25 protein-coding genes are annotated in these 23,468 nt (G+C 62.4%); 10 read left to right on the top strand and 15 right to left on the bottom strand.

Annotation, left to right across the window (positions count from 1 at the left end; all coding sequences use genetic code 11):
* Positions 1–26: 26 nt before the first annotated feature.
* The 5 genes from pheT to pheS form a co-directional block, all read right to left on the bottom strand.
* The gene (gene pheT / locus M3P21_RS13310) at positions 27–2,423 is read right to left on the bottom strand and encodes a phenylalanine--tRNA ligase subunit beta (RefSeq protein WP_249710568.1); all 2,397 of its coding nucleotides are present in this window, start codon (positions 2,421–2,423) and stop codon (positions 27–29) included.
* Between the two features lie 81 nt (positions 2,424–2,504).
* Positions 2,505–2,915 carry a cupin domain-containing protein gene (locus M3P21_RS13305; RefSeq protein WP_249710567.1) on the bottom strand — a complete coding sequence of 137 codons (411 nt, stop codon included), beginning with the start codon at positions 2,913–2,915 and terminating at the stop codon, positions 2,505–2,507.
* 60 nt (positions 2,916–2,975) lie between these two features.
* Positions 2,976–3,767 (bottom strand): CE1 family esterase, encoded by a 792-nt coding sequence (locus M3P21_RS13300; protein ID WP_249710566.1) that lies wholly within the window; start codon positions 3,765–3,767, stop codon positions 2,976–2,978.
* A gap of 291 nt (positions 3,768–4,058) precedes the next feature.
* Positions 4,059–4,454, bottom strand: coding sequence for a hypothetical protein (locus tag M3P21_RS13295; protein WP_249710565.1), 396 nt, complete (start codon positions 4,452–4,454; stop codon positions 4,059–4,061).
* The gene (gene pheS / locus M3P21_RS13290; protein WP_249710564.1) at positions 4,451–5,524 is read right to left on the bottom strand and encodes a phenylalanine--tRNA ligase subunit alpha; all 1,074 of its coding nucleotides are present in this window, start codon (positions 5,522–5,524) and stop codon (positions 4,451–4,453) included. The genes M3P21_RS13295 and pheS overlap by 4 nt, the downstream gene beginning before the upstream one ends.
* 120 nt (positions 5,525–5,644) lie before the next feature.
* Here pheS and M3P21_RS13285 point away from each other — a divergent pair, with 120 nt between their 5' ends.
* Entirely contained in the window at positions 5,645–6,826 is a 1,182-nt protein-coding gene (locus M3P21_RS13285; protein ID WP_249710563.1) for a YbfB/YjiJ family MFS transporter, read from the top strand.
* 7 nt (positions 6,827–6,833) lie between these two features.
* Here M3P21_RS13285 and M3P21_RS13280 read toward each other — a convergent pair whose 3' ends face one another.
* Positions 6,834–7,211, bottom strand: coding sequence for a VOC family protein (locus M3P21_RS13280; RefSeq protein WP_249710561.1), 378 nt, complete (start codon positions 7,209–7,211; stop codon positions 6,834–6,836).
* A 39-nt stretch (positions 7,212–7,250) separates the two neighbouring features.
* Between M3P21_RS13280 and M3P21_RS13275 the strand changes: the two genes are divergently transcribed.
* Positions 7,251–7,796, top strand: coding sequence for a winged helix-turn-helix transcriptional regulator (locus M3P21_RS13275; RefSeq protein ID WP_249710559.1), 546 nt, complete (start codon positions 7,251–7,253; stop codon positions 7,794–7,796).
* Positions 7,797–7,883: 87 nt separating this feature from the next.
* On the opposite strand, the gene rplT is transcribed toward M3P21_RS13275, so the two are convergent.
* From rplT to M3P21_RS13260, 3 genes are all read right to left on the bottom strand, one after another.
* Positions 7,884–8,249, bottom strand: coding sequence for a 50S ribosomal protein L20 (rplT, locus tag M3P21_RS13270; protein ID WP_249710557.1), 366 nt, complete (start codon positions 8,247–8,249; stop codon positions 7,884–7,886).
* A gap of 14 nt (positions 8,250–8,263) precedes the next feature.
* On the bottom strand, positions 8,264–8,464 hold the full coding sequence (gene rpmI, locus M3P21_RS13265) for a 50S ribosomal protein L35 (RefSeq protein WP_132830341.1): 201 nt from the start codon (positions 8,462–8,464) through the stop codon (positions 8,264–8,266).
* A 149-nt stretch (positions 8,465–8,613) separates the two neighbouring features.
* On the bottom strand, positions 8,614–9,630 hold the full coding sequence (locus tag M3P21_RS13260; RefSeq protein ID WP_283780965.1) for a LacI family DNA-binding transcriptional regulator: 1,017 nt from the start codon (positions 9,628–9,630) through the stop codon (positions 8,614–8,616).
* 108 nt (positions 9,631–9,738) lie between these two features.
* Between M3P21_RS13260 and M3P21_RS13255 the strand changes: the two genes are divergently transcribed.
* The 7 genes from M3P21_RS13255 (at position 9,739) to M3P21_RS13225 (ending at position 18,490) form a co-directional block, all read left to right on the top strand.
* Positions 9,739–12,066 carry a DUF1989 domain-containing protein gene (locus M3P21_RS13255; protein WP_249710552.1) on the top strand — a complete coding sequence of 776 codons (2,328 nt, stop codon included), beginning with the start codon at positions 9,739–9,741 and terminating at the stop codon, positions 12,064–12,066.
* A gap of 34 nt (positions 12,067–12,100) precedes the next feature.
* Complete coding sequence (locus tag M3P21_RS13250) at positions 12,101–13,072, top strand: ABC transporter substrate-binding protein (protein ID WP_249710550.1); 972 nt, start codon at positions 12,101–12,103, stop codon at positions 13,070–13,072.
* Positions 13,073–13,145: 73 nt separating this feature from the next.
* A complete protein-coding gene (locus tag M3P21_RS13245) occupies positions 13,146–14,195 on the top strand; it encodes a quaternary amine ABC transporter ATP-binding protein (protein ID WP_249710548.1) in 1,050 nt (349 codons plus the stop codon).
* 12 nt (positions 14,196–14,207) lie between these two features.
* Positions 14,208–15,725: an ABC transporter permease gene (locus tag M3P21_RS13240; protein WP_249710547.1), complete on the top strand. Its 1,518-nt coding sequence runs from the start codon at positions 14,208–14,210 to the stop codon at positions 15,723–15,725.
* 146 nt (positions 15,726–15,871) lie between these two features.
* Positions 15,872–17,395, top strand: a complete 1,524-nt coding sequence (locus M3P21_RS13235) for a caspase family protein (protein WP_249710546.1) — start codon at positions 15,872–15,874, stop codon at positions 17,393–17,395.
* Positions 17,365–18,075: a hypothetical protein gene (locus M3P21_RS13230; protein ID WP_249710545.1), complete on the top strand. Its 711-nt coding sequence runs from the start codon at positions 17,365–17,367 to the stop codon at positions 18,073–18,075. The genes M3P21_RS13235 and M3P21_RS13230 overlap by 31 nt, the downstream gene beginning before the upstream one ends.
* A 10-nt stretch (positions 18,076–18,085) precedes the next feature.
* Complete coding sequence (locus M3P21_RS13225; protein ID WP_249710544.1) at positions 18,086–18,490, top strand: hypothetical protein; 405 nt, start codon at positions 18,086–18,088, stop codon at positions 18,488–18,490.
* Positions 18,491–18,508: 18 nt separating this feature from the next.
* Here the strand turns inward: M3P21_RS13225 and M3P21_RS13220 are convergent, their stop codons facing one another.
* Positions 18,509–19,315, bottom strand: a complete 807-nt coding sequence (locus M3P21_RS13220; protein ID WP_249710543.1) for a DUF6473 family protein — start codon at positions 19,313–19,315, stop codon at positions 18,509–18,511.
* Between the two features lie 168 nt (positions 19,316–19,483).
* Here M3P21_RS13220 and M3P21_RS13215 point away from each other — a divergent pair, with 168 nt between their 5' ends.
* Complete coding sequence (locus tag M3P21_RS13215) at positions 19,484–20,359, top strand: 3-hydroxybutyryl-CoA dehydrogenase (protein ID WP_249710542.1); 876 nt, start codon at positions 19,484–19,486, stop codon at positions 20,357–20,359.
* Between the two features lie 133 nt (positions 20,360–20,492).
* On the opposite strand, the gene M3P21_RS13210 is transcribed toward M3P21_RS13215, so the two are convergent.
* The 5 genes from M3P21_RS13210 to M3P21_RS13190 are packed head-to-tail and all read right to left on the bottom strand — an operon-like array spanning position 20,493 to position 23,464.
* On the bottom strand, positions 20,493–21,386 hold the full coding sequence (locus M3P21_RS13210; RefSeq protein WP_249710541.1) for a lysophospholipid acyltransferase family protein: 894 nt from the start codon (positions 21,384–21,386) through the stop codon (positions 20,493–20,495).
* 39 nt (positions 21,387–21,425) lie between these two features.
* Positions 21,426–21,695, bottom strand: a complete 270-nt coding sequence (locus M3P21_RS13205; protein WP_249710539.1) for an HPr family phosphocarrier protein — start codon at positions 21,693–21,695, stop codon at positions 21,426–21,428.
* Positions 21,696–21,711: 16 nt separating this feature from the next.
* On the bottom strand, positions 21,712–22,104 hold the full coding sequence (locus M3P21_RS13200; protein ID WP_249710536.1) for a PTS sugar transporter subunit IIA: 393 nt from the start codon (positions 22,102–22,104) through the stop codon (positions 21,712–21,714).
* A complete protein-coding gene (gene rapZ / locus M3P21_RS13195) occupies positions 22,101–22,997 on the bottom strand; it encodes an RNase adapter RapZ (RefSeq protein ID WP_249710534.1) in 897 nt (298 codons plus the stop codon). Before rapZ ends, M3P21_RS13200 begins: the two co-directional genes overlap by 4 nt.
* The gene (locus M3P21_RS13190) at positions 22,982–23,464 is read right to left on the bottom strand and encodes an HPr kinase/phosphorylase (RefSeq protein WP_249710533.1); all 483 of its coding nucleotides are present in this window, start codon (positions 23,462–23,464) and stop codon (positions 22,982–22,984) included. The genes rapZ and M3P21_RS13190 overlap by 16 nt, the downstream gene beginning before the upstream one ends.
* Positions 23,465–23,468 lie beyond the last annotated feature (4 nt).

Below are 23,468 nucleotides of genomic sequence, written 5' to 3'. Positions count from 1 at the left end.
CTGGCAGGAACCACGTGAACGCGCCGTTAGCCGCGCAGCACGCCACCCGTTGCTTTGGTCACCTTCTCGACAATCTTGGCGCTAACCGCCTCGATGTCGTTCTCTTTCAGCGTCTTTTCGGTCGGCTGCAGGCGCACGGTGATGGCGAGGGACTTCTTGCCCTCACCCAGGCTGCCTCCGATGAATTCGTCGAAGACCCGCACGCCCTCAATTAGCGTCTTGTCGGCACCCGCAGCGGCGTTGACCAGAGTCAGCGCCTCGACCTCGGCATCGACCACAAAGGCAAAATCGCGTTCGACCGCTTGCAGATCGCGCAGTTCCAGCGCCGAGCGGGTCGCGCCCGATTTGCGCGGCATCGGCACCTGATCGGGCCAGATGGTGAAACCCATCGCCGGGCCTTTCACATCCATCGCCCGCAGAATGCGCGGATGCAGCTCGCCAAAGACGCCGAGCACCTTTTTGGGGCCAAGGCAGATCTTGCCGTGGCGACCCGGATGCCACCATGTGTCCGCGCCGCGCAGGATCTGCACCTTTGCGGGGGCACCGATGGCGGCCAGAACCGCCTCGGCGTCACCCTTGATGTCGAACACGTCGACGTCGCGCGCAGAACCCTGCACGTCCTTGGGGCCGGTACGGCCGACCAGCAGGCCGGTGATCAGCGTGCTTTGCGCGCCCGGCTCGCCGTCATGGAAGGTCGGGCCAACCTCGAACAGGGCCAGATCGCTAAAGCCGCGCGCCTGATTGCGCGCGGCGGCCTGCAGCAGGCCGGGCAGCAGCGAGGGGCGCATATGGCTCATCTCTGACGAGATCGGGTTTTCCAGCATCGTCACCTCATCGCCACCACCAAACAGCGCCGCCGAGGCCTGATCAATGAAGGTGTAAGTCACGCATTCATTGTAGCCCAGCGCCGCGCAGGTGCGCCGCGCCATCGCCTCGCGGCGTTGTTTCGGGGTCATCACCGGTTTCGGCAGACCCTCGGTCACACGTGGCAGCGGTTTGCCCTGCAATTTGGTGAGCGAGGCGATACGGGCCACCTCCTCGACTAGATCGGCCTCGCCCAGCACATCGGGGCGCCAACTGGGCACATGGGCCATGTCGCCCTCCAGCCGGAAGCCCAGCGCTGTCAGGGTCTGGCGCTGCTCGGCCTCGGGGATTTCCATGCCCACCAGCGACTGCACCCGTTCGGTATCCAGCTTGTAGGCGCGGGAATGATCGGGCACGTCGCCCGCGATCACCACCTCCGAGGCCTCGCCGCCGCAAATATCCAGGATCATCTGCGTGGCCTGTTCCAGACCCGGCAGGGTGAATTCGGGATCGACGCCGCGTTCGAACCGATAGCGCGCATCCGAGTTGATCTTGAGCGCCCGACCCGCCAGCGCGATCTGCACATGGTTCCAATAGGCGCTTTCGAGAAAGACATTCACTGTCTCTTCGGTGCAGCCGGTCCCCTCACCGCCCATGATACCGGCGATGCTTTCGGGGCCATTGTCGTCCGAGATCACCATCATGCCGGGCGCAAGCGTATAGTCTTTCTCGTCCAGCGCCCGCAGCGTCTCGCCACCCTTGGCGCGGTGGACCCGCAGATTGCCGGACACCTTGTCAGCGTCAAAGACGTGCAGCGGGCGGTTGTGATCGAAGGTCATGTAGTTGGTGATATCGACCAGCGCCGAAATCGGGCGCAAACCGATGGCCTTCAGCTGATCCTGCAGCCATTGCGGGCTGGGGCCGTTTTTTACCCCCCGGATCACACGACCGGTGAACAGCGGGCAGCCATCCTGCGTATCGTCGTCGATGGTGACCTTGATCGGGCTTTCGAAATCCCCCGGCACCGGTGCGATATCGCGGGGTTTGAGCGTGCCAAGTCCACGCGCCGCCAGATCGCGGGCGATGCCGACCACGCCCAGCGCGTCCTGCCGGTTCGGCGTGATCGCAATCTCAATAATCGGATCAACCTTGGCGGGGTCATTCTCGGCCAGCCAATCCACGAACCTGTCACCCACCGCGCCCGAGGGCAGTTCGATGATGCCGTCATGCTCGTCGCTCAGTTCCAACTCGCGCTCTGAGGCCATCATGCCAAAGCTCTCGACACCGCGAATCTTGCCCACAGAGATCGTCAGATCGAGGCCGGGAATATACATACCCGGCTTGCAGACCACGACGGTGATGCCTTCGCGCGCATTGGGCGCACCGCAGATGATCTGCAACTCACCCTCGTCCGTGTCGACCTTGCACACCCGCAGCTTGTCGGCGTCGGGGTGTTTCTCGGCATGGGTCACATAGCCAAGCTTGAAATCCTTGAGCCGGTCGGCGGGGTTGACCAAATCTTCGACCTCGAGCCCGAGATCGGTCAGAGCTTCAGTAATTTCCTCGACCGAAGCGTCGGTCTCCAGATGGTCCTTGAGCCAGGAAAGCGTGAATTTCATTGGTCGTGATCCGCCGGTTGATTGGTCCTGTCGCAGCGCCGTGTAACGGATAAATCCCGCCGGTGGAAGGGCTGCGCGGGGCTACTCGTCAAGGATGGTGTTTGCGGTGCCTTGCGCGCCCGCAAAGACGGTAAGAATGCGCACAATCCCGTCGCCGGTATTGGTGCCGACATGATCTGTGCCCATTGCTTCGACCAGCGCGTCGCCAGTGAGATAGGTGCGAATGCCCGCCGCGCCATAATCCACGGTGATCTCACCTTCCAGGATGTAGCCCGCCAACGGCGCGCCATGCCGATGCGCGGGTGTCTTCTGACCCGGCATCATCGTGATGATCGCCATGGTGATCTCGGCCTGTCCCGGCGGATAGGCCAGCGGTTCACCAACCACCGTCTTGTCGGTTTGCAACAGCAGCTCCAGCGGAGGATAGCTGTCCTTGGCGACCGCCTGCCCAGCGGTCAGCGCCAGAGCGCCAGCGATAAGGATGCGTTTCATAGACCCCTGCCCTTTTGGGATGCGAGCGCAGTTGGCCCTGGGTCGTGGCAGAAGTCAAACTCAGGGATAGGTCGGGACCCGCCCGGCCAACTCATCCAACTGCCAGCCGATCCAGCCATGGGGAATGAAATGCCCGCCCGGATGCAAGTCCAGCGTCACTGTCCCGGCGTCGCAATCAGCCCAAGTGGTGCGGGACAGGGTCAGGAAGGGCACAACGCTCCAATCGCCTTGCGGGCTGGCCTCATGGCACCCCAGCTTCGCCCGCCAGAGCGCCACCGGATAGGTGGTATCCCCGTCCGGGCCCATGGGGAAATCCATCACCCGATCTTTCAGCCCATGCGCATGGCGTACTTCGTGCGGGGCCTGTGTGCAGTCCTCGGTCTGGCGGATGGAGCCTGCGACGGCCAGCAGGGCAGCGACACCATCGCCGGATTCGCACACGTAGCGCCACGCCATCGCCGAGCCGTAGGAATAGCCTGAGACATAAATGCGGTCAGGGTCGATTGGATAGTGCTTGGCCACATCCGCGAGGACGTCATTGGCAAAGCCCACATCCTCGGTCTCAGAGGTCCAGAAATCCCATGTCTTGCGGTGGCCATTGGGGGCGACCAGCAGCACGCCGCGCGTTTTGGTCGCGCCCGCGATACGAGGGTGGCCCACCACGATATCCCCCTGCCGCGCCCAGCCGTGGAAGTGCAGCAACACCGGCAGAGGCGTTTGGCCGTCCCACCCCTCAGGCGCCAACACATGATACGAGCGGTCGCCCAAAGGACAGGCGATCTCGCCCTGACAGCCATTGGCAGCGGCGTGGAGCGGGATGAGCAGAAGCAGGCAGAGCAAAAACCGGATCATGAGGCGGAGCCTATCCGCCCTGCGCACCATGTCACGTCACAAACCTGTGGGCAAAGGCACCAAGCCGCGCCATCGCCAGACCGCAGGATGGCGATCTCCGGGTTGAAGAACGCACTTTATGCCTGCCAAGCCCGTACAACTTCTACAAGAACCGCTGGTGGCAGCCAAATCGCCAGCCCGTCCGGGCGGTGTCGCCCATTGGGCTTGAACCAATGGCGCCACAATGAACGACCGATGGCGCGGCGGCCTATCGGCCTTGATTCCGCGCCACAACTTGCACTCCGTTCTATATCACGGATCAAATCGCAAGAAATTTGGTTCGACTTCGTGGGCCTCCAAACCAAGCTCGTTCCGCAGATCGCGTCGAAGTATGATCAGCAGCGAAAGCATGTCTCCCGAGCCAACCGCAACTTCAATTGTCAATCGCTTAGCTTCGTCCGCCGCTTCCTTGGAGCCGAAAAGGAAAATTGCGCCCAATGAAGATTCGACCCGCCATTTCTTTTCTTCTGGCAGCGGTTTTCTTCCAGTGGCATCCTCAAGATTTTTGTAGGCTTCTATCAAATGCGAGATAATGCGCTCACGCCTGCGCTCTTCTTTGTCACGACGAAGTGCAAGGAAGTATGCGCCCCAAGCACTAACGAGACCGGCAATCACCCCAGAGGCAAATGGGATGACCCACTCTGTCACCGCGACAAACCGCCATGCAGGTTCGGCATATCCAGCGCCGCGAACCCGTAGTGGCGCAGCCAGCGCAGGTCGGAATCGAAGAAGGCCCGCAAATCGGGAATACCGTATTTCAGCATCGCCAGACGGTCGATGCCGATGCCAAAGGCAAAGCCCTGATAGACCTCGGGGTCGATGCCGCCAGCGGCGATCACCTTGGGGTGGACCATGCCGGAACCGAGGATCTCCATCCAGTCGTCACCCTCGCCGATCTTCAACTGGCCACCTTCCCAGGAGCAGCGGATATCGACTTCGGCCGAGGGTTCGGTGAAGGGGAAATGCGAGGCGCGGAAGCGCAGTTCGACCCCGTCCACCTCGAAATAGGCTTTCACGAATTCTTCCAGCACCCATTTCAGGTTCGCCATCGAGATGTCCTTGTCGATGGCCAACCCCTCGACCTGATGGAACATCGGCGTGTGGGTCTGGTCGTAATCGGCGCGGTAGACACCGCCGGGACAGATGATGCGGATCGGTGCGCCCTGCAGTTCCATCGAGCGGATCTGCACCGGCGAGGTATGGGTGCGCAGCACGTTGGGCGGGCGGTTGTCGCCCGCGACCCGATGCAAGTAGAACGTATCCATCTCGGCCCGCGCCGGGTGGTGGCTGGGGATGTTGAGCGCGTCGAAATTATGCCAGTCGGTCTCGATCCGGGGGCCTTCGGCCACCGAGAAGCCAAGCTCGGCGAAAATCGCGGTCAGTTCCTCGCTGGCCTGGCTGACCGGGTGGATCGAGCCCTGACGGCGGTCGCGCGCTGGCAGGGTCACGTCCAGCCATTCGCTGCGCAGACGCTCATCGAGGGCGGCATCGCCCAGCGCGGTTTTCTTGGCGGTCAGCGCCGAGTTGATCTCGTCCTTCAGGGCATTCAGCGCGGGGCCTGCGACCTGACGTTCCTCAGGGGTCATCTTGCCCAGTTCGCGCATTTTCAGCGCCACTTCGCCCTTTTTGCCGACGGCGGCAAGGCGGATCGCTTCCAGCGCGTCCTCATCCCCCGCATCCGCGATCTGACCGAGATATTTTGCCTTAAGATCGTCCATGACGGTCCCCTGAATTCTGCTTGCGTCCTGCTACCACAGCAGCGCGCGAAAGCAAGGGGGCGGGATTGCGCTGCTCTGTTCGGCGTTGCAGGGTGTGCTGACCGAACCGGGGACCCCAACATGCGCGCCTTTCATCTGAGCAGACCCTGGCTTGTGCTGTTTGGACTTGCGCTGAGCGTCGCGATCTCGAACGGGTTCGGGCGGTTTTCCTACGGGTTGATCCTGCCGGCGATGCGCGAAAGCCTGCATTGGAGCTATACGCAGGCCGGCTGGCTGAACACCGCCAACGCGATCGGATATCTGGCGGGTGCGGTGGCGACCATGGCGCTGATCCGACGAGTCGCGCCGGGGCGGCTTTTTGTCATCGGGACGCTGGGCACAGCGGTCAGCCTGGCGCTGACTGGGGTGGATGAGAGTCTGGCGGCGCAATCGCTCTGCCGCGTGGGGGCGGGTGTGTTCGGGGCGCTGTCCTTCATTTGCGGAGGCACGCTGGCGGCCTCGATGTTCACCGACAGCCCGCGCCGGAACGCGCTGGCGATCGCGCTGTATTTCGGGGGCGGCGGAGGTCTGGGCCTGGCGCTATGCGGGGCGGTCCTGCCGGTGATGCTGGATGTGATGGGACCGCAATCCTGGGATACGGCGTGGTTTCTGGTGGGGTTTGCGGCACTGGCCTTCGTGCCGATGACGATCTGGGCGGCGGGCCAGATCAGACCACCCGCGACCGAAGATGCGCCGCGCAGCAGGCCACCAATGCGCCGGATGTTGGGGCAGATGATCAGCTACGGGTTTTTCGGGCTGGGCTATATCGTCTACCCGACCTTCCTGTCGGCCTGGATGGTGTCGCACCAGATCAGCACGGCGCTGATCGCAGCAACCTGGGTGGCGCTGGGGGTGAGCGTGATGGCCTCGCCGTTTCTGTGGCGCGGAGTGTTGGCACGCTTCACCTCCGGGCTGCCGATGGCGGTGATCCTTGTGGCTGTCGCAGCGGGCTCGGCCCTGCCGGTATTGCTGCCCAACACGGTGGGCTTGCTTTTGTCCGCGCTGGTTTTCGGATTGTCCTTCTTCATGCCGCCCAGCGCGATCACCAGCTTCGTGCGGCAGAACCTGCCACAACCGGATTGGGGCGCGGCGATCAGCGCCTGCACGGTGGTTTTTGCCATGTCGCAAATTCTGGGCCCCATCGGGGCAGGCTGGATCGGAGATCATACCGGCCAGATCGGGGATGGGTTGCTGGTGGCCTCTGCCATGCTGTTGGCGGGGGCGGCCTGTGCTGTGATGCAACGCCCGCTGGGCGCACGTTAGCGGGCCTTCAGTTGCCGCCCGTCAGATCCTGGGCCAGCATCAGTGCGTTGCCGTCCGGGTCGTAGAATGTCGCGGTGCTGACCATACCCTCGATCACCTCGGTGTCGCCATCGAACCTGACGCCCGCCGCCTCCAGATCCCGGCGCGCGGCGTCAATATCCGCGATCCCGAAAACCGGAACAGAATTGCCGGGTGCCGGTTCCGCCTGTTCGCCCAGCCCAAGCGTCACACCTTTGGTTAGAGTGGCAAGCTCGCTCCAGCCCGCGTCATCGGCGTGGTACAACAGGTCAAATCCAAGCATCTCGCGATACCAGTCCGCGCTGGCATGACGGTCCCGGACGGACATGGCGAGGGTTATAGTCTGTTCAAGCGATGCAACGGGCATGATCTTTCCTATGTCCATAAAATATAGTAGATATACTTTATGGACATAAACCTGCTTGTCAAGATCACCTCGCGCGCCTGGTCGCTCAGCATACTTGCCCTCTTGCATGACGGTGTGCCCGGCCGACAGGCCCCGTTACTGACCCAGACCGGCGCGGGGCGCACTGCCTTTGCCCAAAGCCTCGCGCATCTGAAGGCGCTTGGCCTGCTGGAGCGCAATCCGGGCCACGGGCATCCGCTCAGACCCGAATTCCGACTAACGCAGGAGGGCATCGCAATCGCCGAAACGGCCTCTCGGATCAGGGCGATGGTTCCCGGTCAGGAGGAGCGCGCGCTGCTCCGGCGCGCATGGTCTGTTCCGATTCTGGCAGTGGGTCACCGTCCCCGGTATTTCAGTGAAATGAAGGGCGCGCTGATGCCGATCACAGATCGCGCCTTGGCCCAGTCGCTGCAGCATCTCCGGTCGCATCAGTGGATGGACAGAGAGATCGACATCAGCCGACACCCCCCGCGCCCGCTTTATCAAACGGTGAATGCAGGGGCTGCGATCAGTCAGATCATTGGCCTCACCCTCGCCGCGCCCTAACTGTTCAGTCCCGGCAGAGGGTACATGCAACGCAAAAGGCCGCCCCGAATGGAGCGGCCTTTGCAAACTGCGTAGCGTGGTGCCGGATCAGGCGGCCAGAGCAGCCTGTGCCTGGGCGACGATCGCACCAAATGCGTCGGGCTCGTGCACGGCCAAGTCGGCCAGAACCTTGCGGTCCACTTCGATACCGGCCAGGTTCAGACCGTTGATGAAGCGGCTGTAGGTCAGCGCTTCGTCATGGCTGCGAACGGCGGCGTTGATCCGCTGAATCCACAGCGCGCGGAAATTGCGCTTGCGGTTCTTGCGGTCGCGGGTCGCATATTGGTTGGCCTTGTCGACGGCCTGAGTTGCCACCTTGAAGGTGCTCTTGCGGCGGCCATAGTAACCTTTGGCGGCCTTGATGATCTTCTTGTGGCGGGCGTGGGTTGTGGTTCCACCTTTAACGCGGGACATACTGGTATCTCCTCTTAACGGTCGTAGGGCATGAAGCCCTTGACGATCTTGGCGTCGGGGGCAGAAAGGGTTGTATTGCCGCGGGCGTCACGGATGAACTTCTTGGTCCGCTTGATCATGCCATGGCGCTTGCCGGCCTGACCTCCGAGGACCTTGCCGGTCGCGGTTACCTTGAAGCGCTTCTTGGCGCTCGATTTGGTCTTCATCTTGGGCATTTCCGTCTCCTGTTCTTCGGGTTCGGTTCGCACGCGACTCGGCATGCCACTTCCGGCCGGCCACGCGATAAGAGCCGCCATGTACGCAACTCGGGCCTGAGTGGCAAGGGGGTTTTTCGGGATTTCCGGCGAAAATCCCCTGTGTCGGGTCAGCCCGACGCGACCGCACCGGTCGAGCCACGAATGATCCGGTCAGGTGCAAGCAACACCGGCGCGGGCCGTTCCTTCGTTTCAATCCAGCCGGCAATGGCCGTTGCAGATGCCTCGCCCATGCGCGAAACCGGCAGATGCACCGTCGTCAGCCCCGGTTCGGAATGCGCCGATGCCGCAAGATCGTCAATCCCCATAAGCGACAGATCATCGGGCACCCGCACCGCGTTGCGCTGCATCTCGAACAGAACGCCCAGCGCCAGCACGTCAGAGAAGCACAGGATCGCGCTGACCCGCCTGTGCGCGGCAAGAACAGCAGACGCGGCCCGGCAGCCGCCGGGGATCGCGATCTCGGTTTCGAAGAACTGCAACGCAACTGCGCGATCGACCTGATCCAGCCCGGCCAGACGCGCGCGGGTGCGGTCGTTGTTGGCCAGCGGGCCGTGCACGACGGCAATGTCGCGATGACCTTGCCCCGCCAGGTAATCCAGCGCCAGTGCCGTTGCCGCTGCGTTGTCATAACCCACTGTCGGCAAATGATAGTCTGGGTCATGGTAAGATGTTGCGATCGCCGGCAACTGGCAGCGCTCAATAAGATCGTCCAGCGCCGGGTCATGAGTTATGCCTGATACGATCAGCCCCTCGGCCCCGATATCGACCAACGTCTTTGCTTTCTCGGCCTCGATGGCGGGGTCATTGTGGGTGGTCGCCACCACAAGCGATAGTCGGCGTTCCGCCAGCTTGTGCTCAAGCGCCGCAAGAAATCGGGCAAAGATCGCATTATCGAGCGTCGGAACCAGCGCGCCGACAAACCGCGTGCGCCCCGAATTGATCGCCCGCGCGGCGGCGCTTGGAACAAAGCGCAGGGTGCGGATGGCAGCTTCGACCTTTTCGCGCGTCTTCGGGCTGACCGCATCGGGGGCGTTCAGAACGCGTGACACGGTGGCCACCGAAACACCCGCCGATCTTGCAACGTCCCGAAGATTTGCGCGCTTTTTGTTCTGAGCGTCCGACATAATGGTGATTTTTCTCGCATTTCAGGCTCAGGTTCGGAAAAACTTGACACATGTAACTGGTTACATCAACCTATGTAACTAGTTACAAATCAGCAAATGTCGGGTTTCATGCCATACCCCTTCGTCCTGCACGACTTCTCAAACGTGGGATTTTCCGGACCCGGACGCCGATTTCCCGGCTTTCCGACCCAAGCGCGATCCAAGGTACATATGCTGGCCGCGCGCGAAGCAATCATGATTCAGGCGCGGCCCGGAGACCTGATATCCATCGACGGGCTCTCGCCGGAAACCCCGCTGCATCTGGCGGCTTTCGACGCGCAGGGTTCCTCGGCGCTGGGTGCGCTTTCGCTGACAGCGAGCGAGGGGTTGACCACCGACGCGTTTGACAGCGCGCGGTTTTTCGGCTGGCTGGCGGCCAATGGTGGATACCGGGACAGCCCTGTGCCCTGCCATTGCCTGACGGGTGAAACCTCTCCCCTCATTCTCAAGACCAGCCAGCCGATCAGTGTCTGGCTTATCCGGCAATCTGATGCATCGGCACTTATCCAAGGGGATGGCGGCGGCAGCATCAAAGTGACACATCAGCCTGCGCAAACCGGCGACCTGCTTTTGCCAGACCCTCTGGGGGATGTTCGCGACGAGTTTACCGTGCCGCGCGGCACCGGTTTTGCCTATGAGGTCAACGCGGGCGAAGGTCTTCAGATAATTGATGTGGAAGGACAGCAATGTTCCGATTTCATGGCGTTCCGCGCCGATGGTCTGGATCGGGGCGAAGAATGGATGATCGATTCCACCGCTACACGGTCGATGGTGCGCCGAGCTTTTCCGGGTCCCGGCCTGATGGACAAGTTCTTTGACCGCGAAATGCGACCGCTGCTGAACGTGGTTCAGGACACTTGTGGACGCCATGACACGTTTGGGCTGGCCTGCACTGCGCGCGGGTATGAAGAGCGCGGATTTCCCGGTCATGTGAACTGCTCGGACAACATATCCAATGCGCTTGCTCCTTATGGTGTGGCGCGACGGTCGGCCTGGCCCGCGATCAACTTTTTCTGGAACACCTGGATCGACCCGGCGACCCATCATCTGATGACCGCCGAATCCCATTCCCGGCCAGGAGATTATGTGGCGATGCGCGCGCTTGAGGATCTGGTCTGCGTTTCGACCGCCTGCCCCGACGATATCGACCCGATCAATGGCTGGAACCCGACCGATGTGCATGTGCGCATCTATCGCCCCGATACCCCGATCCGGCGCGCGGTCGCCTATCGCGAGAAGGAAGACGCTCCCATGTCGATCAGTCAGGAATCCGCGTTTCACGACCGACTCGCCCCGCTGACCGAGCATTTTGCCCCTGCGCGCGACCTCTGGGCACCGGTCAGCTATCCCGGCCACGGCACGCTGGGCGAATACTGGGCCTGCCGCGAGGCGGTGACGCTGCAGGACATGAGCGGACTCAGGAAATACGACATCATCGGACCGGATGCCGGGAAACTGCTGCAACTGGCAACCACGCGCAATGTGGCGAAACTGCCGGTCTGGCGCGGCTCTTACACGCTGATATGCGACGAGAGCGGCGCGATCATTGATGATGGCACCCTGTTCCGTCTTGGACCAGACCTGTTTCGCTGGTGCTGTGGCAGCGAGGAAAGCGGGCGCGCGCTGAATGCACTCGCCACCGCGCGAGGGCTACAGGTGCGCATTCATGAGATGCGCAATGCGCTGCCCAATCTGGCATTGCAGGGACCAAAATCGCGCGAATTGCTGCGCAAGATCGCCTTCACCCAACCGCATGTACCATCGCTGGATCACCTGAAATGGTTCGGCGTCACGGTGGCGCGGCTGAACGACCGCGATGGCGCACCGTTCATGCTGTCGCGGTCCGGCTATACCGGAGAGCTGGGATACGAGATTTTTTGCGCCAAGAGTGATGCGCTGGCGATCTGGGACGCGGTGTTTCAGGCTGGGGCCGAATTCGGCATCGTGCCCATGGGTTCGGCAGCGCTGGACATCATCCGCATCGAGGCCGGGCTTGCCGCCGCCAACGCCGAATTCGCACCCGGCGTGGACGCATTCGAGGCCGGGCTGGGCTTTGCCGTCGACCTGACCAAGGCCGATTTCATGGGCAAACCGGCGCTGGAGCGCAATGCACGCGACCCGCGCCGGGTCCTGAAAGGACTGAAGCTGCGATGCGATGACATACCCGCCCATGGCGCGCCGGTTTTTGCCGGCGAGAGGCAGGTGGGCATCGTCACCTCAGCCACACGTTCGCCGATGCTGGAATGCGCCATCGCGATGGTCCGCCTGTCGGTAGAGCACGCGGATTCAGGAACCGAACTGGACATCGGCCAACTCGACGGTCGGATGAAACGCCTGTCCGGCACGGTCACGGACATCCCCTTCATAGACCCGCAACGCAAGCGGGCCCGCGCCTGAGGGCGCTGAAAGAAACCTCAACAGGAGAGACGATATGAGACACCTCAAGACAATTGCCGCAACGCTGGTTCTGGCCACCGGGGCCACCGGCGCGCTGGCGCAGGACAAGGTCATGGTGGGTGAGCCAAGCTGGCCCGGCGCCAAGATCATGAGCCGCGTCATAGGTCAGGTGATCGAAAGCAGGCTGGGTGGCGAAGTGGGCTATGCGCCGGGTGCCAACGCGGTGATCTTTGCCGCCATGGATGGCGGGCGCGGTGACATTGATGTGCACCCCGATGTCTGGCTACCCAACCAATCCTCCTTCACCGATGAATATGTCGACCAGAAAGCCACCGTAGCGCTGTCTGAGGGCAGCTACGAGGGTCGCGCGGGCATCTGCGTGCCGAACTACATGGTCGAGGATCACAACATCAAGTCGATCTACGATCTGGCAACCCCCGCAGCGCAAGAGCTGTTCGATTCCAATGGCGATGGCATGGGCGAGGTCTGGGTTGGCGCCTCGGGCTGGGCCTCGACCAACACGTTCAAGGTGCGGGTGCGCGACTATGGCATCGAGACCTTTCTGACGCCCACCACCGAGGACGAAACCGTATTCTATTCGCGGCTCAAGGATCTGGTGGATCAGGAAAAGGGCGCGGCCTTCTACTGCTATGCCCCGCATTACGTGCACGCACTCTATGACGTGACCATTCTGGAAGAGCCCGAGCATGACGCGGCCACTTATAAGATGGTGCAGCCCGATCAGGACGCGGATTGGTACAACAAGTCCACCGTCAGCACCGGCGAGCCGGTCAAGACCGTCACCGTGGCCCATTCCAAATCGTTGGAGGAACGCAACCCGGCAGCAGCCTCCTTCCTGGCGGGTATCGACATGGATGCGGACCAGCTCAGCGGACTGACCTACGAGGTTGTGGTCAAAGGCCGCGAGATCGACGAGGTGGTGGCCGAGTGGATCAGCAACAATGGCGACACCGTGGATGGCTGGCTGGGCCTGACCACCAACTGAACGCAGCGCCCGGACCCCGGCGGTGCGCTGCCGGGATCCAAGACCAACAGACACAAACCACAGCGGGGCCAGTATGACGGCGGATATCGCAATTGATGCGCGTGGCGTATGGAAAGTGTTCGGCGACCGGGCACCCGAGGCGTTGAAGGCCATCCACGCAGAAGGGCTGAGCAAGGCTGAAGTGCTTGATCGCTACAACTGTGTTGTGGGCGTTGCGGATGCGAGTTTCAAGATTGAGCGGGGCGAGCTTTTTTGCGTGATGGGCCTGTCAGGCTCGGGCAAATCCACGCTGGTGCGCCATGTCAATCGCCTGCTGGAACCGACCGCTGGCCATATCTATCTGGATGGCGACGATGTGATGGGGCTCAACGCCGAAGGCCTGCGCGACCTGCGCAATCGCCGTGTGGCCATGGTGTTCCAGAATTTCGGCCTGATGCCGCATCGCACCGTCCGCGACAACGTAGCGATGCCGCTTGAGATTCGCGGCACCGGCAAGGCGCGCCGCTGGGAAGAGGCCGACCGGGTACTGGATCTGGTGGAACTGAGCGGCTGGGAGGACAAATACGCCCATGAGCTGTCCGGGGGGATGCAGCAACGCGTCGGCCTCGCCCGCGCCATCGCGTCGAACCCCGAGGTTCTGCTGATGGACGAGCCCTTTTCGGCGCTCGACCCGCTGATCCGCAAACAGTTGCAGGATCAGTTCATGGATCTCAGCCACAAGCTCAACAAGACGACCATGTTCATCACCCATGATCTGGACGAAGCAATCCGCATCGGCCACCGCATTGCGATCATGAAGGATGGGCGCATCGTGCAGATCGGCACGCCGGAAGAGATCATTCTCAACCCCGCCGACGACTATGTCGCCGACTTCGTGGCAGGGATTTCGAAACTGAACATGATCTTTGCCCATTCGGTGATGAAACCCGTTGATGAGTTTATTGCCCATCACGGCGATGTGCCCGCAGATGCCAAAGAGGCACATCCGGAAATGGACCTGTCCGACCTGATGAACCTCTGTGTTGATGGGCATGGAGTCGTGGCGGTGACCCAGAATGGCAACACGGTCGGCGTGATCAACCGCGCGGGACTGATCCGCGCCATTCAGGACAGTCAGGCATAAGGAGGTCGGGATATGAAACATGTGGACGAGACCCAGATCCAACCGGAAACCGCCGACCGCCTGAACGGGCTGGTCAGCACATTCGTGGGCAGCGGCAAGGACTATTACCAGCAGACCTTCTCTTACATGATGCAGGCCCCGGGCTATCGCTTCACGCTGAACAAGGCGGCGGCCTTGCTGGGCCCGATCTGGTTCGGTGCCCGCGGCTTGTGGTCGTGGTTTCTGGGTTTCCTGCTGCTGGAAACGCTGGCCTATATCCAGATCGGGCTGGGCCTGTTCGGTGATCTGGGCCGCGATTTCCGCGAGCGCGCCGCACAGATCGAACAGACGCTTGAACTGCGGCGCCAGCAGATTGCGGCAGCGGAACAATCCGGGGCTGCGTCGCTCGACTCGCTGAAACGGGCGGCGGAGTCACTCGAGGGCGCGTTGGCCGGGGCGCGGGATGCTGCCCAAAGTGCGGATTCCACCGGGCTCACCTATCTGGTCATTGGCGTCGTGCTTTTGCTGGCGGTGAAGTTTCTGGCGGCCTCGCTTGCCAATTGGACGCTCGAAGGGCAGTTCGCGCGCTGGCGCTCCGATCACTCGGTCGCGCATGGCTGGTCGCAGACGCGGCTGATCGTTTCGTCTGCTCTGACAGCGGCGGTGGTGGTATTGACCACGATCAAATTCGCCCAGCCGGATGCGGTTGCCGTGCTCAAGACCTTTCCGACCAATCGCGACTGGCGGCTGAACGTGGGCGACGGAGTACAGGCGGTGTTCGAATGGACCAAGATCGCCGGGCGTGGGTTCTTCGACGGATTGACCTATGGCATGCGCACCCTGCTCGACTGGATCGAAGTGGTGCTGGTCGACACCCCCTGGCCGGTGGTGGCACTGGTAATCGTGATGCTGGCCTACCTGTCGGCAGGCGCGCGCGTGGCGATCTTCACCGGCGCGGCATTGGCCTATCTGGGTCTGCTGGATTTCTGGGAAAAGGCGATGACCACAATCGCGCTGCTGGGTGCGGCGGCGCTGATATCGATCACATTGGGCATTCCGCTGGGCATCTATTGTGCTCGCCGCCCGCGTGCCTTCGCTATCGTGCGACCCATTCTGGATTTCATGCAGTCGATGCCCTCTTTTGTCTATCTGATCCCGGTGGTGGCCTTTATCGGGTCCGGCAAGCCAGCGGGAGTTGTGGCCACGATGATCTTTGGCAGCCCGCCGGTGATCCGCTTCACTGTTCTGGGCCTGCAACAGGTTCCCGAGACGGTGCGCGAAGCAGCGTTGGCCTTTGGTGCAACGCCCCGCTATCTGCTCTGGCGCGTGGACTTGCCGCTGGCGCACAAGACCATCATGGCGGGCGTGAACCAGACCATCCTGATGTCGCTGGCGATGGTTGTCGTCGCCTCGCTGATCGGGGCCAAGGGTCTGGGCGAGGACGTGCTTGAGGCGCTGCAATACGCTGCCGCCGGGCAGGGCATTCTGGCAGGCCTTGCGATCCTGTTCTGTGCGCTCATCCTCGACCGCATCGTGGCGGGCAAGAAATAGCGTCTTGCCCGGCGCGCGCTTCTGTTGCGCCGGGTGAACCCGTTTTGATCAATTCACCTGTACTTCGCTCACCAGTGCGGTAACGTCACCGCATGAGGTCGAGATCTCGTCAATTCCCACTCTTATGGCTCTGTCTGAGCCTTGTTTTGCTGACCACAGCCAACATCGCACACGCCGCAAAGCGGGTGGCGCTGCTGATCGGCAACTCTGCCTATGCCACGCCCGAGATGAGCCTGCGCAACCCAGCGAACGATGTCGACGCGCTGGGCCACGCGCTGCGCGACCTTGGATTTGTCGTGGCAAAAACGACCGATCAGGATGCCGCAGGCATGGAAACCGCCCTGAAAGCCTTTGGCGCGGCGGCAGAGGGTGCTGAGATGGCAGTGTTCTTCTATGCCGGGCACGGGGTGCAGATCGGCGGTGAGAACCATCTGATCGGCACCGAGTTCTCTGGCAGCGATGTCGCCGCCCTCCGGCAAAGCTCGATCACCATGGCGCGGGTGCGCGACACGATCTCGCGCGCGGGGCCGGAGATCGGGATTGTGCTGCTGGATGCCTGCCGCAACAACCCGTTTGCCGAACGCGGCTTGGTGGAACAGGGGCTGGTCCGGGCCAAGGGTGGCGCGGGCCTGCTGATCGCCTATGCCACCGATCCCGGCAATGTGGCCTATGACGGCACAGGCGAGAACAGCGTTTTCACAAGCGGGCTGCTCGATCATATCGCAACGCCCGGCCTCGATACGCGGCTGATGCTGGGGCGGGTGCGCCAGCAGGTGGTGATGCAGACCGGCGGGCGGCAGATACCCTGGGTCGAAGAGGCGGTGCTGAGCGAACATGCTTTTGCCCCCGCCCTGCCCGATGACGCGCCCGATGACGCCACCGCCAGCGAGCTGGCCCGCTGGCGCAGCATCGCCTCATCGGTCGATCCGGGCGATTTCAACGCCTATCTGCGCGACTATCCCAATGGGTTGTTCGCCAGCATCGCACATGATCGGCTGGAAAGATTGTCGGTCAACGCACCCACGGTGCGTCCAGCCCCGGCGGGAACGCTTCTCGCTTCGGCAGACCCGCAGCGGATGGCAGCAGCCCTGGCGGCACTGGGGCTGATTGATGCCGGGCGTGCCCGCGCAGTGCAACGCGATCTGGCCCCGGCGCTGGACGGGTATCGCAGGCACATCTCCGACGACGACATAAGCGCCGAGGCGCTCTATCGCGATGCGGCGCAGGTCTCGATGTTTCTGGCGGCCACGACCCTGCAACGGCTGCGCACCGATCTGGTGGCGCTGCGCAGTGTCGAGCGCACGCTCGCCATCGCCGAGGACGCGCTGGCGCAGATCGCCGAGATCGCAGAAACCAATGCCGACGCCCTGCCGGTGCTGCGGCAAGCCCATAACGACGTCTATGATATTCACCGCTCGCGCGGCATCATCCTGCGGCGGTTGGACGAAAGCCGCAGCTATTATGACGAGGTCCTGAACCGCGCGGTCCTGTTCTTTCCTCCCGACGCCACCATTGCTTGGGTGGGTGGCGACGATCGGTTCCGGGACCTGCAACCGGCCGAACACCCCATGACCGAGGACGCGGCGCTGTTTCTGGCCCACGTCGCTCAGGCTGATGACAGCAAGAAAGGAAGCTATCAATGGCTGGCAGACCTGTTACCCCAAGAGTGATCGCGACAGTACTGGCATCGGCGCTGGCCCTGTCGGCCTGTGGCGATGGCGGGAACGACACGCAATCCACCACACTGGCGGCGGTGCAGACCGGCGACAGCCAGGCCGAAGAGCAACTGGCCAAACAAGCCGCAGCCCTGCAGAAAACGGTGCTACAGGGGGCTGCGGCAGGGGGCGCGACCGGGGGGCTCATCGGATTTGGCCTGGGCGGCAGCGATGATATCGGTTCCGGGATTTCGATCGGGCTGGGCGCGGGTGCCGCCGCCGGGAGTTATGTGGCCTTCGTGCAGCGAAAATACATCGGGCGTGAATCGCGGCTGCGGCAGGTCAAGAAGGACCTGGATGCCAACGCCGCTGAAATGCAGACCACGATCAACGTGATGAACCAGGTGCTGGCAGCGCAAAAGGCCGAGTTGGATGCGCTCAAGGCGCAATCGGCGGCCGGGCAGATCTCAGGCACGCAGATGCAGCAGGAAATCACCGAAGCCAATGGCAACCTGGCGCAGATGCAGATTGCCATTGACGGGGCAACCAGGCGACAGGGCGAGTTTGCCGAGGCGCGCAGTCTGACCGTCAAACGCGGGCAAAGCGCGTCACCCATCGACGGCGATCTGGCCGCCCTGCAGAATCAGATCGGGCAGATGCGCGCGATCGCCAATGATCTGGCCACGGCGATCTGAGGAGGGAACCATGAGGGTATTGCTTTCACTGCCTCTGCTCGCATTGGCGGGGTGCCAGACCACCACCGATCCGGCCGAAGGGGGGTTTTTCAACGGCGTCTCGGGCATTGCGACCGGCGCCTATGACGACCGCATTGACGCTGCCGAGGCGGATGTGGCCAGCGCACAGGCGCGCAACGATGCGCTTGCGGCACAGATCCGGGGGCGGGAATCGGAGCTTGCGCAACTGAAACTGAAGATCCTACAACAACGCGACGGGCTGGGCGGGACAGACCCGGACACGGCACAGCGCATCGACCGGGTTCTGAATTCCAACCCGACCGGGTCCACCGATGCCGAGAAACTGGCCGCCCTGCAGCGCAGCATTGCCGACGCCAAGGCGCTGAGCGCAGATCTGGCGCGGCTTTCGGGCTAAGCCGCGGGGCTGCGCCACTCAGTCCAGATCTCGGATGGTGCGGGTCAGCCTGTCAGCGATGACCTGATGCGTGGCAGGCCCCAACATGTGCTCGGCCGCCGGTTGTTGCAGCGTACCGAAAATCATGTCACCCAGTTCCATCGATTGCCCGGCCGGACGCACGGGAATGTCGAGCACCGCCTGCGCCTGTGGAGCGATCCGGGCCAGCATTCCGGCACTGACAGGGGCAGGATCGCCAATCATGTCTTCGGTCTCTATCTGCAGGCGCAACAGAACCACGTTGGTGTCCAGAACCGAGATCAGGTGCTGCATGCGGTTCAGCCAGGCGCGCTCCAACTCGGTCTTTATGGTTTCGAACCGCTCGGCATCCGCCGCCTGCAGGTGGCGCATCAGGTGCCCGGTGAAATGGAACTCGGTAAAATCCACATCGGGATACAACGCCTGCAGCCCGTCCGAGGCCCGCAAAAACCGGTCGTTGCGGCGCGGATGCACACGATAGAAACGGTTCGAAAGCTGCTGCAGGGCGGGCAGTTGCAGCACGCAAAGCTCGGCGCCTTTGGCGATGTCGATCAGATCGGGATCGCCAAGCCAGGCGTCGAGCCCGCAATTCACGCCGCCCAGGTTGACCGACTTGCGCTTGAGTTTCCGCTCAAGAAGCTCGCTGTAGGGGGCCGTTACAAACCGGCCAAAAGTCTCTGTCCCGCCAAGACAGGCCACATAGCGCGCATCCAAATCGCGCCTGGGCCCGCGTACGGGCAGCCTGGAATTTCCGTAATAACACGTCATCTCATCGGGCGACGTCGCGCCCGGAACCTGATAGCTCATATCACCCACCAAAGTGTTTCGTCTTCACCCGGTAGGTAGTGTGCAGCCACACAAGTTGCGATTCGGCTAATGCGCCAATTTGCGGCAAATCCTCATGGTCCCGCCCTCTTCCGCCCGGGCGGCATTGCCGATATGGTCCGGGCGAGAGTCGGGCGAAAGGCAGACGGCATGAGCATCAGCAAGGTTGGAGTGATCGGCGCGGGTCAGATGGGCAACGGGATCGCCCATGTGCTGTCATTGGCCGAGTACGAGGTCATCCTGTCCGATGTCAGCCAGGACGCGCTGGACAACGCGCGCACGCAGATTGAGGCGAACATGGCGCGGCAGGCTTCGCGCGGCAAGATCACCGAAGGTGACATGCAGGCGGCGCTAGGACGTATCCACACCACACTGAGCCTGCCCGAGATCGGCACGACCGATCTGGTGATCGAGGCCGCGACCGAGCGCGAGACGATCAAACAGGCGATTTTCGAGGATTTGCAGCCGCATCTGCTGCCGCACACGATCCTGACTTCGAACACCTCGTCGATCTCGATCACGCGGCTGGCCAGCGGTACAGACCGGCCCGAGCGGTTCATGGGGTTCCACTTCATGAACCCTGTTCCGATCATGCAACTGGTTGAACTGATCCGCGGCATTGCCACCGATGAACCAACATTCAAGGCCTGCAAGGAAGTGGTCGACCGGCTGGGAAAAACCGCCGCCAGCGCCGAGGATTTTCCCGCTTTCATCGTCAACCGCATCCTGATGCCGATGATCAACGAGGCGGTCTATACGCTGTATGAGGGCGTCGGCTCGGTGCAGTCGATCGACCAGTCGATGAAGCTGGGCGCCAATCATCCGATGGGGCCGCTGGAACTGGCGGATTTCATCGGCCTTGATACCTGCCTGGCGATCATGAACGTGTTGCATGACGGATTGGCCGATACCAAATACCGCCCCTGCCCTCTACTGACCAAATATGTCGAGGCCGGATGGCTGGGGCGCAAAACGCAGCGCGGATTCTACGACTATCGCGGGGAAACTCCGGTGCCGACACGCTAGAGCCAGGCGCCGGCCCCTTATTGGCGTGCGTCTCATTGCCGGAGCTTTACCCGATCGGGACTGAATTCGTCCCACGGACTATTTCCGGGCGGCCGCTCACCCCCGAGGTATTTTCAGTCAAATGAAAGGCGGATCAGTTGCGCTTGCCCAGGGCCAGCGTATGATCGCGCAGCCAGGACATGAACTGGCGCGGGTTCTCTTCCAGAAGCTGCATCTGTTCGTCACTCAGCGGCTCACCGATCACCGGCGCCTGCGGTTTGTTGCACGAACGCACGATCTCGCTCAGCAGCAGGCCCTGCCGCAGGATCGGCGAGAGGCGGTTGGCGATCTGATACCAGCGAGAATTTGAGCCGGGGAAATAGATCGGCACGACGCGCGCGCCAGAGCGGCGGATCATCTTGGCGGTAAAGACGCTCCATTCGCGTTCAACCGGAGGGCCGAACCACGTATCCGAGGACATCACAACGCCGGAAGGGAACAGCGCCACCGCGCCGCCTTCTTTCAGATGCGCCATCGCCTTGCCGCGCATTTCCATCATCTTGGTCTGCGCTTCGGGGTCGTGCGGGAAAGGCACCGGAATCATGAAAGAGGTCGCCGCCTCGTCCAGGCCGGTCAGAACCGAGCGGGTCAGAATGCGATAGTCCAGGCGCACGCGCCCGATCAGGTCGGCAAAGATCATGCCGTCGACCATGCCATGCGGATGATTGGCCACCACCACAACCGGCCCTTCGGTGGGAATGCGCGCGATCTGCTCTGACGGGGTCTGCAACTCGATCCCCATGATATTCAGCGCGCCGCGCCAGAATTTCTGACCCCGGTAATATTCGTTCTGTTTTTCAAACTTGTTGACCATGCGCAGGATCGTGATCTTGCCGGTCACCCACTCGATGGCCCGGATCGCAGTCGAAGTCCAGCGATCGTCGAAGGAATTGGCATAGGTCAGCGTGCGGCGGTCATAGACCTCGCCCTGGGAGGTGTCGGGCTCCGTCACCAGTCCCGTCTTGTCGTTATGCGCGGTGTCGGCCACGTTCTGGTCTTCCTGTCCTTTGCGCCATCGCGGCGGCGCTCAGAACCCTTCTCCGAACTTGTCGGCCACAAGGGCCTCGAGCGCATCTGCCAACGCCTCAGCATCGGGGCCGGACGTTTCAACGTCAATAGTGGTTCCGCGCGACGCTGCCAACATCAAAAGACCCATGATGCTGTCACCGGCGGCGGAAAGCCCGTCGCGCGAGACCTCTGCGGTGGCATCAAACCCTTCTACCACCTCCACGAGCTTGGCAGAAGCCCGCGCGTGAAGGCCTTTTTCATTCACGATCTTAAGGTTGCGTTGAATCATTCGGTTCCATTTGTCTTCAATCCAGCGTCACGTTCTGCGCGTTAATATACTTGCGCCCGGCCTCAAGCGCGCCCCGCACCGCGTCGGCGATCGGCAAATGGCGGCTCTTTGCCAGTTTGATCAGCATGGGGAGATTCGCGCCATACAGAATGCGCCTGTTGGCGGGGGTGCAGGCGCGCAGGCTCAAGTTGGAGGGCGATCCGCCAAAAAGATCGGTCACCACAGCAACGCCATCCCCGGTATCCACGGAATCGGCGGCGGCGCAAATCTCGTTCTGCTTTTCGTCGCGGTCGTGATCGGCCTCGATCGCCACGGCGACCAGCCCCGGCTGTTTGCCGACCACATGCTGGGTCGCGGCCAGGTATTCCCCGGCAAGCCCCCCATGCGCCACGATCACGATCCCGATCAATCCTGCTGCCTCTCACCCGCATTGCGGCGTTCCAGTTCGCGATGCCTAATTGACACCTGCTGGCCGTGCTCTGCAAGGACCTTTGCCATGGCTTCGGCCAAGGTGACCGAGCGGTGTTGCCCTCCGGTACATCCGAATGCAACCGAGAGGTGTGTTTTTCCCTCATCGCGATAGGCGGGCAGCAGAAACAGCAGCAGATCACGCACCCGCTCGAAGAACGGACCGTGGCGCGGGTCCTGCGCCACATAGTCGGCAACCGGCTGGTCACGCCCGTCCAGGCTGCGCAAATCCGGGTTCCAGTGCGGATTGGCCAGGAAGCGGCAATCGAACACCATGTCCACCCCGCGCGGCAATCCGCGTTTGTAGGAGAATGATTCGATCGAAACCGCCAACTCCCGTCCCTCGCCCTTGGCGAACCATCTCTCAACCTCATCACGCATCTGGTGAACGTTGAGCGCGGTGGTGTCGATCAGGGTATCGGCGATGTCGCGGATCGGTCGCAGCAACTCGGTTTCGCGGCGCACACCGGCCAGCGGGCTGGCCCCGCCCGACATCGGATGCCGACGCCGGGTTTCGGAGAACCGGCGCAGCAGCACCTCTTCGCTGCAGTCGAGATAGAGCGTGGTAAGATCCAGCCCCTCGGTCCGGGACAGTTTCGCGACCATATCCAGAAAGCCATGAGTCGAGAAATCGCGGTTGCGCGGGTCAAGGCCAAGCGCCATGGGCTGGTCGCTTGCCGGGCTGTCGAGAAGCCGGTTCAGAAACCGCATCGGCAGGTTGTCGATCGCCTCATAACCCAGATCCTCAAGCACCTTGATGGCGCTACCGCGCCCGGCACCCGACGGGCCGGTGACCAGCACGATCCGCTGCTTTCCGTTCATCTGTTCGGCCATTCCGGCGGCACCCGCCCCGCTTTGAGAAGTTGTACTAATGCTGCCGCAAGATTTGGTGCATTTGGCGCGCCAAGCAAGGGCAATCGGCATCCCAGCAGGACCATTTCGACCTGCGCGGGCAACCGGGCGGCCTCGGGTCGGTCAAGATCGAGGATGTAGCTGAGCGGCGCAGGGCCAAACGGAGCGGCGCGCAACAGACCGATCCCGCGCGCCTCGATCACCCCAGCGATCGGTTCGGGGGCCGAGGCCAGAACACGCGCCCGGTCACGTGCCAGCTCGACACGGTCATCAGCTACCAGTTCCGCGCCAAGCGCAATCATCTCAAGCGCCAGCGCCGATTTGCCGCTGCCCGACCGCCCGACGATCAGCAGCGCCGCGCGCCCTATCGCCACGCAACTGCCGTGGATATTGGCCCGGGAGGCCTCGGCAAACGGGGCGAGGGCGTTTGGACCGGTTGGATCAGACACCGGA

Source organism: Ruegeria spongiae (genome assembly GCF_023502395.1).
Classification (GTDB): Bacteria; Pseudomonadota; Alphaproteobacteria; order Rhodobacterales; family Rhodobacteraceae; genus Ruegeria_C; species Ruegeria_C spongiae.
Note: the sequence above shows the minus strand (reverse complement) of the source record. Positions and strands in the feature narration are given on the sequence as shown.